The following is a 15,104-nucleotide window of genomic DNA, read 5'->3' on the forward strand; positions in this document are numbered from 1 at the left end:
TCGCGAACTTCAGGCGGGACCCGAGCCGCGTAGGCGCAGCGTCAGTACGCGGGAGATCGGCACCGATACTTTGGCGACGGCGAATAGCGAGCCGATCGCGACAGCGTCGGCGACGAGGCCGAGCGGTATATTCAGATAGCCATCGGTGGCTGTGTAGAGCAGCGAGTCGACGACAAGCGAGATCACCGTCCCCGCGACGAAGCACAAGAGGCCCTTGCGCCCGACGAGTCCGACCCACGGCAGGCGCTGCGCGAGCGCTCTCGCCCAGCCGATGCGCACCATATTCGCGACGAGCCATGCGATCGCGAGGAAATTCACGGCGCGCAGCCACGACAGATTCTGTTTCAGGCTGCTGTCCAGCGGCCCCACTTCCACAAACAGCTTGAACCAGGCGGCAGCTGCGATGATGCCGCAGGCAAGCACAGTCAATAGCCACCCGTGGCGGTGCGCACTTGCGCGCTGATAGACGGGCTGCGTCTGCGCGATCACGCCGAGCACGAACATCAACTGCCACGCGAAGGGGTTGAAGTCCCATTGCGCGTCTTCCGCGACGGGCAGATGCGGCAGCAGCGACGGCGCGATCGACCACACGGCGAGACTGCCCGCCAGCAGCAGCCACGGCTTGCTGCGCGCAAGCGGCAGGATGGCGGGCACGGCAAACGCGAAGAACGCATACATGGGCAGCACCGACGCCAGATACGGCTGGCGACGGAATAGCAGGATGTCGCGCAGGACCGCGGTGGGCGTGTCCATCATGTCGTCGAGATCGGTCGTGGCCATGTTGGGCGCGTCGATGCTGAACGCGCTCATCACGGCGCTTACGAGCAGCATCAAGACGGCCGTAATCAGAAACGCCCTATACAACTCGAGTGAGCGCTTGAAGAAGCGGTTGCGCGCGTCGGCTTCCGTGTGGCGCTTCGCGAGCGACGCGTAGGCCGTGGCCGTCGCGAATCCACCGAGGAAGACGAAGACTTCGGCCGCGTCGCACAGCGCATACGCGTGCAGCGTCGCGCGCGACAGGATGCTGCCGCCGATGTGGTCGACGACGATAAATACAAGAACTAGCCCTCGGAAGAAATCCAGTTCGATCAGACGGTTTTTGGATGTCTGCATGCGTTTTTTCGGCGAAAACGCCTCTCGAGACGGTGCGCGGATGACGCGCAGCGCGGGCTCGGTGAGGCTGGAATTTGGGGGGGTGCTTTGTGGCTGTTGCGCTGGTCGCGGTCCCTGCGGTGGGCGTGGGAGGGCTTTGGCGCGGTAGCACGGCGTTGGTTCGTGGCGGTTTCTATGAGGTTTTGCCGCATAGGGACCGAACGTGGAATCGCCGCACGACCCCATGTGGACCGACATTATCTCTCAGAGTTCCTCCGGATTGTGTTTTTCTTGGGAACGTGGTTGGCGTCCGTGAGGTCTGGTCCGAAATATGAGATGGCGGTTGGCGAAAACGGTTCGGGTATTGGCGGGAAAGGTGGTGAGGGGATTCGTATGCTGGCGGGTCGCTGGAGCCTGGCTGAACTGTTGTGTAAGGCGTTGTACCCCGTGCGGTCGGGCAGCGGCAACAGAGCGTGAAGAAAGAGGATAGGCGGATGGAAGCGGTTTCGAATGTGCGGCGCAAGCGCGCATGCGTGGGGTACTCGCGTGCCGTGCTGCTGGCGGCGTGTGCGGGACTGTTCGGTTGTGCGGCGGCGCCGGGCATGAAGATGGATGCATCTGCGAAATTATCTGCGAGAGCGGTGGGCGCTCAAGCCGGCGGGTCGGATGCGCGCGTGTCGATTACCGACATAGACGCTGCGTTGATCGCACGAATGCAGGAAGACCTCACGCGTGCCGGTGTGAATCAGATGCAAGGCCTGTTGACGAGTGCCGAACCTTATACGCTCGGCAAGGGCGATGTCCTGCAGGTCACGGTTTGGGACCATCCCGAACTGGCACAGGCTCAAGGTCCCGGTGGCCAAACGACAACGCGACCTTCTGACCCGGTACCAGGCTTTGTTATCGATCAGGATGGCAACTTGGATTTTCCTTACGTTGGATCGATTCACGTCGCAGGTTTGAGGCCCGAACAGGTTCAACGTCAACTGGCGGTCGCTCTGACTAAAGTCTTCATCAAGCCACAAGTCACGGTGCGCGTTGCGTCGTTTCGGGCCAGACAGATCTATGTGGATGGCGAGGTGCGTACGCCAGGGACGCTGCCACTCAACGATATTCCGATGACGCTCTACGACGCTGTCAACCGGGCTGGAGGATTCGCCCCAACAGCGGATCAGAGCCGGATGATGCTGGTACGCAGCGGACACTCCTATCCGCTGGATCTCACCGGGATGCTAGGCAAAGGATTCAACCCGGCGAAGATCGTCCTGAAGGATGGGGACCTTCTTCGAGTGGTTGCCCGGGAAGAGAATGGGGTATTCGTGATGGGTGAGGTAAACAAGCCCGTCACCGCGGTGCCGATGAGGAGCGGGCGCTTGACCTTGAGCGACGCAATTGCTCAGGCAGGCAGTCTAAACAATGCAACTGCGGATGCATCGGAGGTATACGTCATTCGCGACTCGATGAGTCCGGCACCACAGGTTTTCCACCTCGATGCCAAGTCCCCGGTTTCGATGATTCTCGCGAATCAGTTCGAGCTCAATCCTCGCGATGTTGTCTATGTTGACGGTAACGGGCTCGTGCGCTTGAGCCGTGTTTTAAACCTCTTGCTGCCGGCCGTCAACGCGGCACTCACGGGAGCGGTCGTGGCCAAATGATAGGTACTGTCCTCATGGTATGTGTCGGCAACATCTGTCGTAGCCCGATGGCAGAGTACATGCTGCGTCGGGAGTTGCCGGGCATCCGCGTCATGTCGGCAGGGCTCGACGCATTGGTTGGATGCCCAGCCGACGCATTTGCAATTCAAGTTGCGTCCGAGTTTGGATTGGACCTCTCGTCTCATCGTGCACAACAGATCAGTAGCGTACTCGTGACGGCTGCGGATCTCGTGTTGACGATGGAGGGAAGTCATAAACACGAGATCATGCGACGGCATCCGCGTGCATCCGGCAGGGTGTTTCGCCTCGGTGAACACAAAAATTTTGATGTCCCGGACCCGTTCCGCCAATCCATCGGTCATTTTACGGATTCATTCCGCCTGGTACAGCGGGGCGTCGAATCGTGGACGCCGCGCATACAGGCGTTGATGGAGCAATGACAAACACACACATGATCAACGAAGTGAAAAGCGGAACAGACGACTTTAACGAAGAGAATGGCGAGCTTGTTCGATATCTCGACATTCTCATTGAGAGTAGGTGGTTGATTGCAGGAATCTGCGCATTTGCGCTCGTGATAGGCGTCACACTCGCCTTTCTGATTCGCCCTACATACAAGTCCGATATCCTGATTCAAGTCCAGGAAGACAATCCGGCAAGTGCGGGTTCGTTACTTGCCGGTGTATCGTCGTTGTTCGACGTTAAAACACAAGCAGAGGACGAGGTTCAGATTCTTCGTTCTCGCATGGTCGTCGCACGTGCAGTGGATGAATTGCATCTATACATCAGGGCGACGCCGCGATATTTCCCGCTCGTCGGGTGGCGTATTGCCGCGCAAGCGAAGAGTCTTTCTCATCCTGGGCTATTTGGATATGGAGGATACTGCTGGGGTACAGAGAATATCGAGGTCGCGAGGTTCGATGTTCCGAAAGAACTACAAGAGGAGAAATTCCGCCTGACGGTTCTTGATGGAGGCCGTTACAGGCTTGAAAATTCCGATCTTGACAAACCGATCGAGGGACGCGTCGGACAGTTGACAACGGCCAATCAAAGTGTTGGTCAGGTACGCATCCTTGTCACTGGTATTGCCGGAAATCCGGGTGCTGCATTCAACCTTTCACGGGAACCAGAACTGAAGACCATAACGGATCTTCAGCAGAAGCTTCTTATCGAGCAAACCAGCAAGCAGAGCAATGTCATAAGCGCGTCGCTTCGCGGCCATGACGCAACTCAGATCACTAACATACTGAATGCGATCGGCCGTGGCTATGTCGAACAGAATGTGCAACGCAAGACAGCGGAGGCGGAAAAATCGTCACAGTTCCTCGAAGGCTTGCTGCCGGACCTAAAAAACAATCTCTATTCGGTAGAGAAGCGATACAACGAGTTGCGCAGAGAGAAAGGCACGTTCAATCTGGGACTGGAAGCACAAGCGTACCTCCAGGAAAGCGTGGCCGCGCAGGGCAATCTCGCGGATCTAGAGCAGAAGCGCGCAGACATGGCCACGCGATTCGCCGAGGGACATCCCGCATTGCAGGCGATCGATAGGCAAATCTTCACGATTAAGTCCAAGCTGGCTGACGTAGGCAACCGGATCAAGCTTCTGCCGACTGTCGAGCAAGATACTGTATCGCTGCTACGTGACGTTCAGGTCGACACCGACATTTACGTGGGGACGCTCAACAACATCCAGCAGCTTAAGCTTGTCGCGGCGGGGAAGGTGGGCAGTGTGCGACAGGTCGACTACGCGCGTTTGCCTGACGATCCCATTTCGCCCAAGATTCCAGTTGTCGTCGGTATTGCAGCGGTGATCGGCTTGCTGGTTGGCATGGCGCTCGCATTCGTTCGCGAGGGACTCTACGGCGGAATCACCGACGCGCATGACATTGAGCGCTTCGCGGGTCTTAGCGTCTACGGGACGATACCGCTCTCAACCGCATGGAAGTTGCACAGTGTAACTGGTCAGTCGAAGGCCATCGGAAAGCCTCTCTTGGCGCACCGGCATCCGGACGATCCTACGGTAGAGAGCCTTCGCAGCCTGCGTACTGCACTTGCGTTCGCGATGCTGGAAGCGCGTAACAACCGTCTTCTGCTGACGGGACCGTCGCCAGGAATTGGCAAATCCTTTCTTGCGGCGAACCTAGCGGCAGTCATATCCGGAACGGGCAAACGGGTCATCCTTGTCGACGCGGACATGCGGCGAGGCCATCTCAACGCGCAATTTGGCAAGCCACGCGGTTCGGGACTCTCAAACTTGCTGGCTAATCAGTCTGTGCTGGACGACGTGATCCTGCGCGACGTTTCGGAGGGGCTCGACCTGATTACCACCGGAACCATTCCGCCAAATCCGTCGGATCTTTTGCTTAGCGAAAACATGACGGGCCTTCTTGAGATGCTCAGCAATAGATATGACTTGGTCCTGATCGATAGTCCACCCGTATTGGTGGCTCCCGATGCGTCAATACTGGCCGTAAATACTGACACGGTATTTCTGGCCGCCCGTTCAGGGAAGACGACGGTGGGCGAACTCGTCGAGACTACACGTCAATTGCAGCGTGCCCAATGTATTCCCAAGGGCGTGATCTTTAACGGTATTGAGCCACGCGCGTTCGGATATCGGTCGAAATACGGCTCCTACCGATACGTCGCTTACAGATACGGAAATGAAGAAGGCGAGACTTCCAACTGAATGACACGCGAGTGTCGATGGACAGAGGCCACGCGTCGTCGATCCATCGAAATACCTTACTGAAATACGAATAATGAAAGTCACCATTGTTGGCACCGGGTATGTCGGTCTGGTCACTGGCGCGTGTCTCGCCGAACTCGGGAACGACGTGCTTTGCCTGGATGTCGATCGCACCAAGATCGAACTACTCAATAGCGGCTGCGTGCCGATCCATGAGCCAGGTCTTGTCGATATCATCACGCGCAATCGAGAAGCAGGGCGCCTGAGGTTTTCAACGGATATTGCGCATGCCGTCGAGCATGGCGTCATCCAGTTCATAGCAGTCGGCACACCGCCCGACGAGGATGGTTCGGAAGCGGCGCGCAATATCGGTAGGCGCATGAAGGGGTTCAAAGTGATCGTCGACAAGTCAACGGTGCCTGTCGGCACCGCTGACAAAGTGAGTAAGGCAATCACTGGGGAACTCGTGGCGCGAAACACCGATGTGCCGTTCGCCGTCATATCAAACCCGGAGTTCCTCAAAGAGGGCGCCGCTGTCGAGGATTTTATGCGGCCCGACCGAATTGTCATTGGCTGCGATACCGATGTCGACGGGCTTCGCGCGAAAAGTCTAGTCGAGCAGCTCTATGCGCCGTTCAACCGGAATCATCAGCGTACGCTGTTTATGGATGTACGCTCTGCGGAGTTCGCCAAGTACGCGGCAAACGCGATGCTTGCGACGCGCATTTCGTTCATGAACGAACTCGCGAATCTTGCCGATCGGGTTGGCGCGGATATCGAAAGCGTACGTCAAGGAATCGGCTCGGACCCGCGCATCGGCTACAGCTTCCTGTATGCGGGATGTGGATACGGCGGATCATGTTTTCCCAAGGACGTTCGGGCGCTCGTGCGTACTGCCGCGGAGTACGACGTAGAGCTGAACATCCTCACATCGACGGAACGCGTGAACGAGCGACAAAAGGCTGTGTTGTTCAAAAAGATCAAACGCCATTTCAATGGCAACCTCGCGAACAGACATTTTGCGGTTTGGGGTCTTTCGTTCAAACCCAATACGGACGACATGCGCGAGGCGACGAGTCGTCAACTTATTGCCGACCTTTTGCGTGCAGGTGCATCGGTGAGCGTGTACGACCCAGTTGCACTCGACGCGGCGCGTCGCTGTCTGGAAGCGGATCTCGATGCCCATGCGTATGCTCGAATCCAGTTCGTCGCGGAACGTAATCACGCGCTCAAGGCAGCAGACGCGCTTGTGATAGTGACCGAGTGGAAGGAGTTTCGTAGTCCAGATTTTGAAGAGATGAAAGCCATTCTCAACGACATGCTTGTCTTCGATGGACGCAATCTTTACGACCCGCGAGTGATGAAGGACGCCGGATGGACGTACTATACGGTTGGCCGCGATTTCGCGCATGTTGCTACGTAAAGATCATATCGTGCGTGCCCAATGTCGTTCGCAGATTGCTTGCTTGCCCAACTGAAATAACGGAGTGGGTATGTTAAAAGCTATCGTCAATTGTGCTCTCGGTCACATACGTCCTGGAAAGCGGGTCGGGGATGAAATCGGTAGTGCTGACCTGTTCTGGTTTCTGTGTGAACAGGCTATTAACGGAATGCGCGGTACGCTGGTTTCGTTACGTTGCAAGCGCACAGCGCTCTGCTTCATGGGGCGTGGCATAAGGCTCCGTTTCGCACGTCGCGTCGAGCTGGGAGACTACGCTATGATCGGCGATGGTGTGATATTAAGCGGCCTCGGTCGAGACGGTTTGCAGGTTGGTACGCGTGTGAACATCGGTGCGTACTCGCGGATCGTGGTGGGCACGGACGTTGGGCGGCCCGGCAGCTATATTCGTATCGGCGACGGCTGCGGCATCGGCGAGTATTCGAGCGTCGGCGGGTCGGGGGGCGTGTCGATCGGCCGCAACACCATCATCGGTCAGCACTTTACCGCGCATCCTGAGAATCACAACTTCCGCGATCTGTCCCGTCCGATTCGGGAACAGGGAACTATTCGGCAGTCGATCGTGATTGGTGACGACTGCTGGTTGGGTGCGCGTGTTACGGTGCTCGCGGGCGTGACGATTGGGGACGGCTGTGTCATTGCCGCAGGGAGCGTCGTCACGCGTGACGTGCCAGCGCTTTCGATCGCCGCGGGAATTCCGGCTCGCATCGTCGGCACCCGCCGAGAGGACGGCCGTGCGGACAATTGACATCTTTGTCGTCCTCTACCGCCGCAGACCCGAAGCGGCCGAAACGCTCGTCACGCTGAGCCAGATCGATCTTCAGTCGTTGGGTTTCGACGTAGAAGTTCATATATGGGATAACGCCGCGAGCGTTCATTCGCCTCCAGCGAATGGTTTTCTGCCGTTCAAATGGCGTTACGTCACGGCGCCAAATAACGAGCCTCTATCGAAGGTCTACAACACGCTTTTGCGCGCATCGAACCGCTCTTATGTGATCGTCTTCGATCAGGATTCGAGTATCGACGAATACTTCTTTCGGAGCCTCGCCGCAAACGTCGCGAGCGCTGAGGCCGACGTTTTTGTTCCCATCATCAAACACGATGGAAGCGTGATTAGCCCGGGGAGATTGAGGTGGATAAAGGGCGCTCCTCTTGCAGATATGAAAGTCAACAATATTTTGCCAAGCCATTTCACGGCAATGATGAGTGGACTGTGCATGAAACGTGCGTTCCTCCAACGCGCGGGACTGCGGCCGTTCGACGAACGGCTTCGCTTTTATGGAGTTGACACGCGCTTTTGCCGCGATCTCGCCCGGCGTGGTGGAAGAGCCTACTTGCACGATGCCGTGCTTGGGCATGACTCCGCGTTGCGCAGCACGATGGATCCGCAGACTGCGCTTGAGCGCCAGATCTGGCTCTGGCAGTCGTGGTTGCGTGTGTTCGACATGAACATTGGAGAGGTGATCGGAATCAGATGCTACCTATTCTGGAAAGCGTGGCGTGCATCAAGGCGAGCAGACACGTCATTGAGTTTCCGCGAGCTGCTAGCCAAGGTGTTTTGATGAACGAACGATTAAACATTTTGATGATTCACCAAGGTGCGGAACTGTACGGCTCGGACAGGAGTTTTGTTTCCGCTGTGCGCGCGCTGCGCGAGCGACATCCGTTCGCAATAATAGATGTGGTGCTGCCCAAACCTGGGCCAGTCGTTGGGCAGTTGCAACCGTACGTAACTCAAATCATCTTCAAGCCGCGGGGCATTCTGCGGAAGATGGAACTCAAGGCAAGTCCGTGGAGGACGCTGCAAAGCATCGCATCTGCGTGGCTTGAATATCGTCGAATGTTTCGTGCATACGATATCTGTTATGTCAATACCATCGTGTGCATATCCGCGATCGCGGCGTTGCGTAGTCAGAAGTCGGCAGCGTATGTCCACGTGCGGGAGATTCCATCGTCGCTGGCATGCCGCGTTTTTCGCGTTTTACTGCGCTTTTCTCGAGTGCAGCTGATCTATAACTCAGCCGCAACCGCGGTCGCTTTTGGATTGCCGGGGACTGTGATCCATAACGGTGTCGATGCGCCATCGTGCGTTCAGTCGATCGTTCGAAGGTACAGCAGACTGACACGCGTGGTTGTTCTGGGACGCGTCAACCCGTGGAAAGGGCAGCAATTTGTGCTGGATGCGTTGACTACGCTCGGACACTCGATTCCTATCCACCTTCGCATCGTGGGCGATGTCTATCCAGGCTATGAATCATTGCTCGAGAAGCTTCGTGAGACAGCGGCCTCGTGTCGGCAAGCCGTAGAGATAGAAGGTTTTACCGACGATCCGACGGCTCATTTCGAGTGGGCCGATTTCGTGCTCGTGCCATCAATCCAACCGGAGCCATTTGGGCGCGTTGCAATCGAGAGTTTTGCGATGGGACGTCCTGTTATTGCAGCCGCCGCAGGCGGTCTAAGGGAGATTGTGGTTGAAGGGGTTACGGGTTTCTTGTTTGCGCCGGGGAATGCGAGGGAGTTCATTTGCACGCTAGAGCGAGCGCTCGCTACAACGCCCGACAACTATACGGCCATGTCGACAGCGGCGTGCGAGGACTATCAGCGTCGTTTCACGGTGCAAAGCTACATGAGAGCCATATCAGATGTCGTTTTACCGATTACACATGCAGAGAAAACGACGAATCTGCCTAAGTAAACTCATCAATCTCCCGGACCCCCTTAATGGCTCGTTTGCCTGACACCATAGCGCGGTATACCGAGAGTTCTAGTCTTGCGCGCAATCTAACGTATAACATCTTCGGTCAACTCATCCCACTCGCGCTCGCGGCTATCAGCATACCCATGCTGATCCACCATATGGGCAAGGACCGATTTGGTCTGTTGACCATTGCATGGATGGTCGTGGGCTATTTCAATCTTTTCGATCTCGGTCTCGGTCGTGCGTTAACGCGACTCGTTGCGGAGAGAATTGGGGCGGGGCGGACAGAGGAAGTGCCGCAGATCATATCGACAGGACTTGTGCTCATGACCGGACTGGGCGTTGCGGGTGCTATTACGGTAGCGATCGTGACGCCGGCGTTGACGACAATGCTCAAGGTGCCAGTCATGTACGTGGGCGAATCGCGAACTTCGTTTTATCTGCTTGCACTATCCATTCCGTCCGTCATTCTGACGACAGGATTACGTGGGATATTGGAAGCATTTCAGCGCTTCGACATTACAAATGCGTTGCGTACGCCGCTTGGATTATGGACATTCGGCGGACCGCTATGTGTGCTTCCATTTTCCGATCGACTGGACTGGATCGTGTTATCGCTGGTACTCGGGCGGGTCGTTTCCGTCGCCGTTCATTGGTATTGCACGGCACATCAAATAGGCGGAAAGATGATTACCGGGTTGTCGGATCGGCGACTATGCAAGGAACTGCTGTCGTTTGGTGGCTGGATGACAGTATCGAATATCGTATCGCCGATGATGGTTTACATGGATCGTTTCTTTATTGGTGCGTTGTTGGGTACCACGGCCGTGGCATTCTATACGACTCCCTATGAGGTTGTGTTCAAGCTGAACATCGTTTCGGAAGGCCTGTTTGGTGTGTTATTTCCACTCATGGCCAGCCGGTTCGCAGTCGACAGATCACAATCGGGCGATATGCTGATGCTTGGGGCGAAACTGATCACAGCGTGCCTTTTTCCTCTCGTGTTGCTGGTTGTTGCATTCGCACGGCCTTTTCTCAAAATATGGATAGGCCATGAATTTGCGGAGCGCAGTGCGTGTGTCATGCAACTGCTGGCGATTGGTTTGTTCATTAACGGTTTTTCAAAGGTTGCATTCAATCTCTTGCAGGCACAAGGGCGCGCCGATGTGACGGCAAAATTGCATCTGATCGAATTGCCGGTATATGTCATGGGTCTGGTCCTGCTAACAAAGAGTTTCGGAATTGTCGGTGCTGCCGCGGGTTGGGCGCTGCGGATGATACTCGACGCGGGATTGCTTTACTGGATGAGTTTGAGAGTAGCGGGCGTCAAGCTGGGAACGATTAGAGTGATTAGCTCACTCGCGATCCTTTGCATCATAGCCTTATGGGGTACTTTTTCGATCACCAGTCTGTGGGCAAGTTCGTTCGTAGTCGTCGCTCTACTGATCGGATTCGTTTGTACCTTTTGGAAGTGTTTTTTAAGCGATGACGACCGCCAGATTGTGACGGTCAAGTTATTTCGGGCCGGTAGATAGGTTCTTTCACTTCTCGATCTCGCCCTCTGGTCAGCAGGCGACACGTGGTTTGCGTGCCAGTTGTCGGTTGTGAGGGTGCCAACTCGCTCGCTAGGTCCGCTGACCACTTGACTCCATACTGCGCCACCAGCGACGAGTGGTAGTCTGACCACGTCTAACCAACCGAAAGACCTCTTGGGCTGATGATCCATGGTCAGGTTCCATCGGTAGCGTGTTCATCGACGGACATGCAACACCCGTCGATGAAAAGCGGCACGGCAGAATGTACATTCTTGGCATGCCGGCGTTTGAAGTTCCTTTCAACAACCAATGCCGAATCGCACGAACGTCGCGGCCGAAACTATGTGCCAGACGGTGCAGCGTGCGACCTTGCGTAGGTTCTCCGGCGAGGGCGACGATCATGTTCCGGATGCTCTTTCCCCCCTGCTATAAGAAAGAGCGTCACAATAACGAGGAAAAGCTGCATCGTCTCAAGTACGCCGGTCGCGAAAATGAAGACGACGTAGCCAGCGATCATCGCGTATAACACTGCGCGAAAAAACCGGATCTTTACCCGTGCGCACAAGCGAAACAGTTGAGCAAAAAGCGCGAAATAAGCGACTAGGCCTAGTAATCCAAGATCGATCGCCCATTGGAAGATCGCGCTTTCCGCGTTATAGAAATCTGGATATGTGCCTGATGCGATGATCGTGCGTGTGGCGGACACGCCCCCACCAAAGATGGGCGATTCCGAGAAGAATCTCCATGCTACCAATAGCTGGCCTGCACGCATCTGAAGTGAACTGCCGTTCTGCGTATCCCCACGCGAACTACTCGCCACAGACGAGATGAAGTCTGCCAGCCTTTCCACATGATCCATTCCGAAAAGGCTACCTACGACCAATGCCACAACGATGACCTTGATTACTATTACTTTATCACGTAGACCCGTGAAGCAAGTGAAGATCACAAGTGCGAGAATCACATAGACTAATGGTGTGCGCGAATTGGTAACGGCGATTCCCACGAGCAGAGCGGTCTGGGCACCTAGAAATATGAGTAGTTTGGCGGCGGAGCGGTTCTTCCGCATAAGGAAGATGCCGACCAAGACCGTGAAGGTCTGAAACGCTCCATAGGTAATGGGGTGAGAAAGTGTTCCGACTGCTCGCAATCCTCTCAGCGAGTCTTCATAGTCTGTAGCCGTAACGCGGCCGCTCGGGGTTGTCTGTTTCAGATAGTCGAAGTACGGATTGAAGTGCAAAAGATAGGCGGCAGTTCCGTACAGCGATACAATCAAGCCGATGACATAAAACCACTTCAGGACGCGTTTTGCTTCGTCAGTGGATTTGCAAAAGTACCAGATGAAGTAACACGGAAAGACGAGTTCAGAGAAGTTCATTACGGCTGTGACAGCATCGGATGACCAGGTAGCCGGATTGAAAATGCACGAAGTTGAATATGCACCCGCTAGAAGAACAAAAGGTCGTGTCAAAGGAAAGTTGGTGTTCGTGATCCGAAATCCGTTTGACATGACGCGGATAAGGAAGAAGGCGACCATGATGACTACGATGGCACGATTTAGAGATAAATAAGGTACGCTTGGTAAATCCAATAATCCAAATCCTTTCGGAGTAAAGAGGCATAATAATGGAAATAGAAGAGCCATCCTCCGGAGACGGAATGTGGACAAATATAGACAATACGTGGCGAGAATGTAATTCATGAAGAGGATGCAGTTGTCGAGCGTATTCGCGATTGACCCGAAGTCTCAGGAAGAGAATGTATCCAATTCATACCATGGTGATGGAGGTTGAGAATCAGATTGCAAGTCAATCGAGAATCCGTCCGAGATCTTTTTCACAAACTTTTCTTGCAAGGGAGCCATCCGAGCACCTGTCTCGGAAAGAGGGTAGACGATTAACTTTCGCGAATTAGAGCGGAATGTAAAAGTGCAGGGTACGTACTCCATCCATACAGGCGGTGTGAGGGAACGAAGATTGACCGTATGATGATGCAACGGAGAAACGAAATTCCACTCTATTGGTCTAGATTTGAATAAGCCAAAAAGCAGTTCCATCCAGTTCGGAAGGCGGTGCGCAAGATCCAGCGGTGCCGGACCTCTTTCGGTTTGGAACGAGGTGACGGTGTAGCCCGGCAATGTGAGTAGTAGCTGATGCGATTGCTCTACGGGAAGCCCGTCGCGCGCAGAAAGCATGAGCGACAGGAAACCACGAGAGTCTCCGCGCAGGGTCACGCGAAATGAGCGGTAGTCGTACTCCTCATTTGGTTTCACATACCCCGTTATTCCCTTGACGGTTGAGGCGTCGATGATCATCTGATACGCCTTGAGATCGAAACGCGCCATGATGTCACAGGAAGCGAGGGGCGGTTCAAGGTTCCTGGCAGAATATCCGACACGGACAGCGAGCGGAGCCTCAGCTGTCAGCGTGCCTTCTTGCTGTAGGAAGTTGGCGAGATCGTTGGTAATTCGCTGGCGTGTCGCAACCATCGCGAGATGATCGTCAAAGGTGTAAGTTGCCGCTCCGCACAACGGTGCTACGGCACGCGTTCGAAATAACCAAGCAGCTTGCCCGAATTGGACCAGTTTGGTCGCGTCTCCAACAAGGCTGAATTCTCTTGGGGTGGTCGCAGTGTAGTCGGCGCGTGAATGGGTGTAATCGTAGAATGCTAATCCACTCCAATCCTGCATGCTTGCAAAGACAGCTGTCTCAGGAAGTATTTCGGCAGATTGCCTGTTTGGCCACGGTTGGTTGAACTCCGTGATAAGGTAAGGTTTGTCGAAGGACCGATAATATGCCGAACTGAGCAAAGGTGCGAGCCGCGATTTAATGCTGGATGAGTCTGTGATTTGCCAGTCGTCCCATCTCCACATTTTATTAGGGAAGTGGTAGTGATCAACGTAAAAATGATTGTCGAGAGCATCCATTTCAGACATCGATGTGAAATTGATGAGTCCGCCGAAGCTCATTTGTGTGCCAATTATTAAAAGACGAGGCGCAATATCTCGAATGGAGTTCGAGATAAAATCAACGTAGCGTTTGTCTTCTTGAGATAGGAATTTCAGGAAGGATAGTTGAACGGGAGTGTTATTTCCATCCAGTGGTGGAAAGATTTTCGGATCGACGATGTCAGAATTAGTTTTCGTGGCGGCGAATCTTTGCCATCTTGCCATCAGTGAGTCCTTGAAAGGACCGGTTAGTAGTCGGTGCAAATCACCATTCATCCACGCATAGATTAATGAACTTTCGTTATTGATTTCCACGAGAGCCAATGCAGGTTCTCCAGCGCCCTTCAGCGCGTCAAGAAGACCACGCGCATAACGCGCCTGCAACTGTATTGCGAGATCGTCGACGATGAGAAACGGCTTCGATTGATTTGGGAGCGCAGTCTCATCATCCAGAGCGATGGTATGGTCAATCGTTGGCCGAAACTGATAAACGACGTGAAGGTTCAGATCGGCATAGATACCTTGCTGCCGGAATTGCTCCAGCAAGTTGCGCAGCCGGAAGATCGCGTCCTGATTGAAGGAAGGGAATGGGGCAGCGGTCAGAAGTGCAGTTGCGTTTCCAGAGTCGGATGATGAAATTGAGTCTAGCGCATGAAGTCGTACCAGGTTTACGCCCAAGCAGCGCAAATGGATAGCAAGTCGACGGGCCTGGTCCTGATCAGGAAGCGCTGCGTCGAACCCGAGGTTGACACCGAACAAACGAATTGGCGTGGATGCGCCGATCTTGCAAAAAGCTGTACCGCAGACCTCGAGGCGATCCTTTTCAGTCAGCGGAGCGTTTAGATAACCGAAATCAGCAATTGATTGAGCCGCGATATCGGGAATTTCGATGCGATAAAAGCGTGTACCAGTGTTATTCACACTGGAGGCGATCAGACAGGAGGGATCAAGGGCGAAAATTGTCACAATGACATACTGCGCCAATGTTCGGTGCAGATTTCTAATGTGAGCGGAAAAAGGACCCGAACA

11 protein-coding genes are annotated in these 15,104 nt (G+C 54.7%); 8 read left to right on the forward strand and 3 right to left on the reverse strand.

Annotated features, from left to right (window positions below; all coding sequences use genetic code 11):
* Positions 1–9: 9 nt before the first annotated feature.
* Complete coding sequence (locus tag C2L65_RS21535; RefSeq protein WP_042314274.1) at positions 10–1,113, reverse strand: OpgC domain-containing protein; 1,104 nt, start codon at positions 1,111–1,113, stop codon at positions 10–12.
* Positions 1,114–1,586: 473 nt separating this feature from the next.
* On the opposite strand from C2L65_RS21535, the gene C2L65_RS21545 reads away from it, so the two are divergent.
* From C2L65_RS21545 to C2L65_RS21580, 8 genes are all read left to right on the forward strand, one after another.
* On the forward strand, positions 1,587–2,747 hold the full coding sequence (locus tag C2L65_RS21545; RefSeq protein WP_103254597.1) for a polysaccharide biosynthesis/export family protein: 1,161 nt from the start codon (positions 1,587–1,589) through the stop codon (positions 2,745–2,747).
* Entirely contained in the window at positions 2,744–3,187 is a 444-nt protein-coding gene (locus tag C2L65_RS21550) for a low molecular weight protein-tyrosine-phosphatase (protein ID WP_042314273.1), read from the forward strand. Before C2L65_RS21545 ends, C2L65_RS21550 begins: the two co-directional genes overlap by 4 nt.
* Before the next feature lie 11 nt (positions 3,188–3,198).
* Complete coding sequence (locus C2L65_RS21555; protein ID WP_042314297.1) at positions 3,199–5,436, forward strand: polysaccharide biosynthesis tyrosine autokinase; 2,238 nt, start codon at positions 3,199–3,201, stop codon at positions 5,434–5,436.
* Between the two features lie 73 nt (positions 5,437–5,509).
* Positions 5,510–6,859 carry a UDP-glucose dehydrogenase family protein gene (locus C2L65_RS21560; RefSeq protein WP_042314272.1) on the forward strand — a complete coding sequence of 450 codons (1,350 nt, stop codon included), beginning with the start codon at positions 5,510–5,512 and terminating at the stop codon, positions 6,857–6,859.
* A 70-nt stretch (positions 6,860–6,929) separates the two neighbouring features.
* On the forward strand, positions 6,930–7,643 hold the full coding sequence (locus C2L65_RS21565) for an acyltransferase (protein ID WP_081921332.1): 714 nt from the start codon (positions 6,930–6,932) through the stop codon (positions 7,641–7,643).
* Positions 7,630–8,457 carry a glycosyltransferase family 2 protein gene (locus C2L65_RS21570; protein ID WP_052426976.1) on the forward strand — a complete coding sequence of 276 codons (828 nt, stop codon included), beginning with the start codon at positions 7,630–7,632 and terminating at the stop codon, positions 8,455–8,457. The genes C2L65_RS21565 and C2L65_RS21570 overlap by 14 nt, the downstream gene beginning before the upstream one ends.
* Positions 8,457–9,590, forward strand: a complete 1,134-nt coding sequence (locus C2L65_RS21575) for a glycosyltransferase family 4 protein (protein WP_052426975.1) — start codon at positions 8,457–8,459, stop codon at positions 9,588–9,590. The genes C2L65_RS21570 and C2L65_RS21575 overlap by 1 nt, the downstream gene beginning before the upstream one ends.
* A 26-nt stretch (positions 9,591–9,616) precedes the next feature.
* Positions 9,617–11,128, forward strand: coding sequence for a flippase (locus C2L65_RS21580; RefSeq protein WP_052426974.1), 1,512 nt, complete (start codon positions 9,617–9,619; stop codon positions 11,126–11,128).
* Between the two features lie 340 nt (positions 11,129–11,468).
* Here C2L65_RS21580 and C2L65_RS21585 read toward each other — a convergent pair whose 3' ends face one another.
* Together C2L65_RS21585 and C2L65_RS21590 are read right to left on the reverse strand one after the other, a co-directional pair.
* Positions 11,469–12,773: an O-antigen ligase family protein gene (locus tag C2L65_RS21585; protein ID WP_158660414.1), complete on the reverse strand. Its 1,305-nt coding sequence runs from the start codon at positions 12,771–12,773 to the stop codon at positions 11,469–11,471.
* Between the two features lie 102 nt (positions 12,774–12,875).
* On the reverse strand, positions 12,876–15,059 hold the full coding sequence (locus C2L65_RS21590) for a glycoside hydrolase family protein (RefSeq protein WP_156132381.1): 2,184 nt from the start codon (positions 15,057–15,059) through the stop codon (positions 12,876–12,878).
* Between the last annotated feature and the right edge of the window lie 45 nt (positions 15,060–15,104).

This window comes from Paraburkholderia terrae, assembly GCF_002902925.1.
Taxonomy (GTDB): Bacteria; Pseudomonadota; Gammaproteobacteria; order Burkholderiales; family Burkholderiaceae; genus Paraburkholderia; species Paraburkholderia terrae.

What these genes read in the sequence shown, in the direction of transcription:
- C2L65_RS21535 (WP_042314274.1), bottom strand. Translation starts at nt 1,113, where the DNA reads ATGCAGACATCCAAAAACCGTCTGATCGAACTGGATTTCTTCCGAGGG.
- C2L65_RS21545 (WP_103254597.1), top strand. Translation starts at nt 1,587, where the DNA reads ATGGAAGCGGTTTCGAATGTGCGGCGCAAGCGCGCATGCGTGGGGTAC.
- C2L65_RS21550 (WP_042314273.1), top strand. Translation starts at nt 2,744, where the DNA reads ATGATAGGTACTGTCCTCATGGTATGTGTCGGCAACATCTGTCGTAGC.
- C2L65_RS21555 (WP_042314297.1), top strand. Translation starts at nt 3,199, where the DNA reads ATGATCAACGAAGTGAAAAGCGGAACAGACGACTTTAACGAAGAGAAT.
- C2L65_RS21560 (WP_042314272.1), top strand. Translation starts at nt 5,510, where the DNA reads ATGAAAGTCACCATTGTTGGCACCGGGTATGTCGGTCTGGTCACTGGC.
- C2L65_RS21565 (WP_081921332.1), top strand. Translation starts at nt 6,930, where the DNA reads ATGTTAAAAGCTATCGTCAATTGTGCTCTCGGTCACATACGTCCTGGA.
- C2L65_RS21575 (WP_052426975.1), top strand. Translation starts at nt 8,457, where the DNA reads ATGAACGAACGATTAAACATTTTGATGATTCACCAAGGTGCGGAACTG.
- C2L65_RS21580 (WP_052426974.1), top strand. Translation starts at nt 9,617, where the DNA reads ATGGCTCGTTTGCCTGACACCATAGCGCGGTATACCGAGAGTTCTAGT.
- C2L65_RS21585 (WP_158660414.1), bottom strand. Translation starts at nt 12,773, where the DNA reads ATGGCTCTTCTATTTCCATTATTATGCCTCTTTACTCCGAAAGGATTT.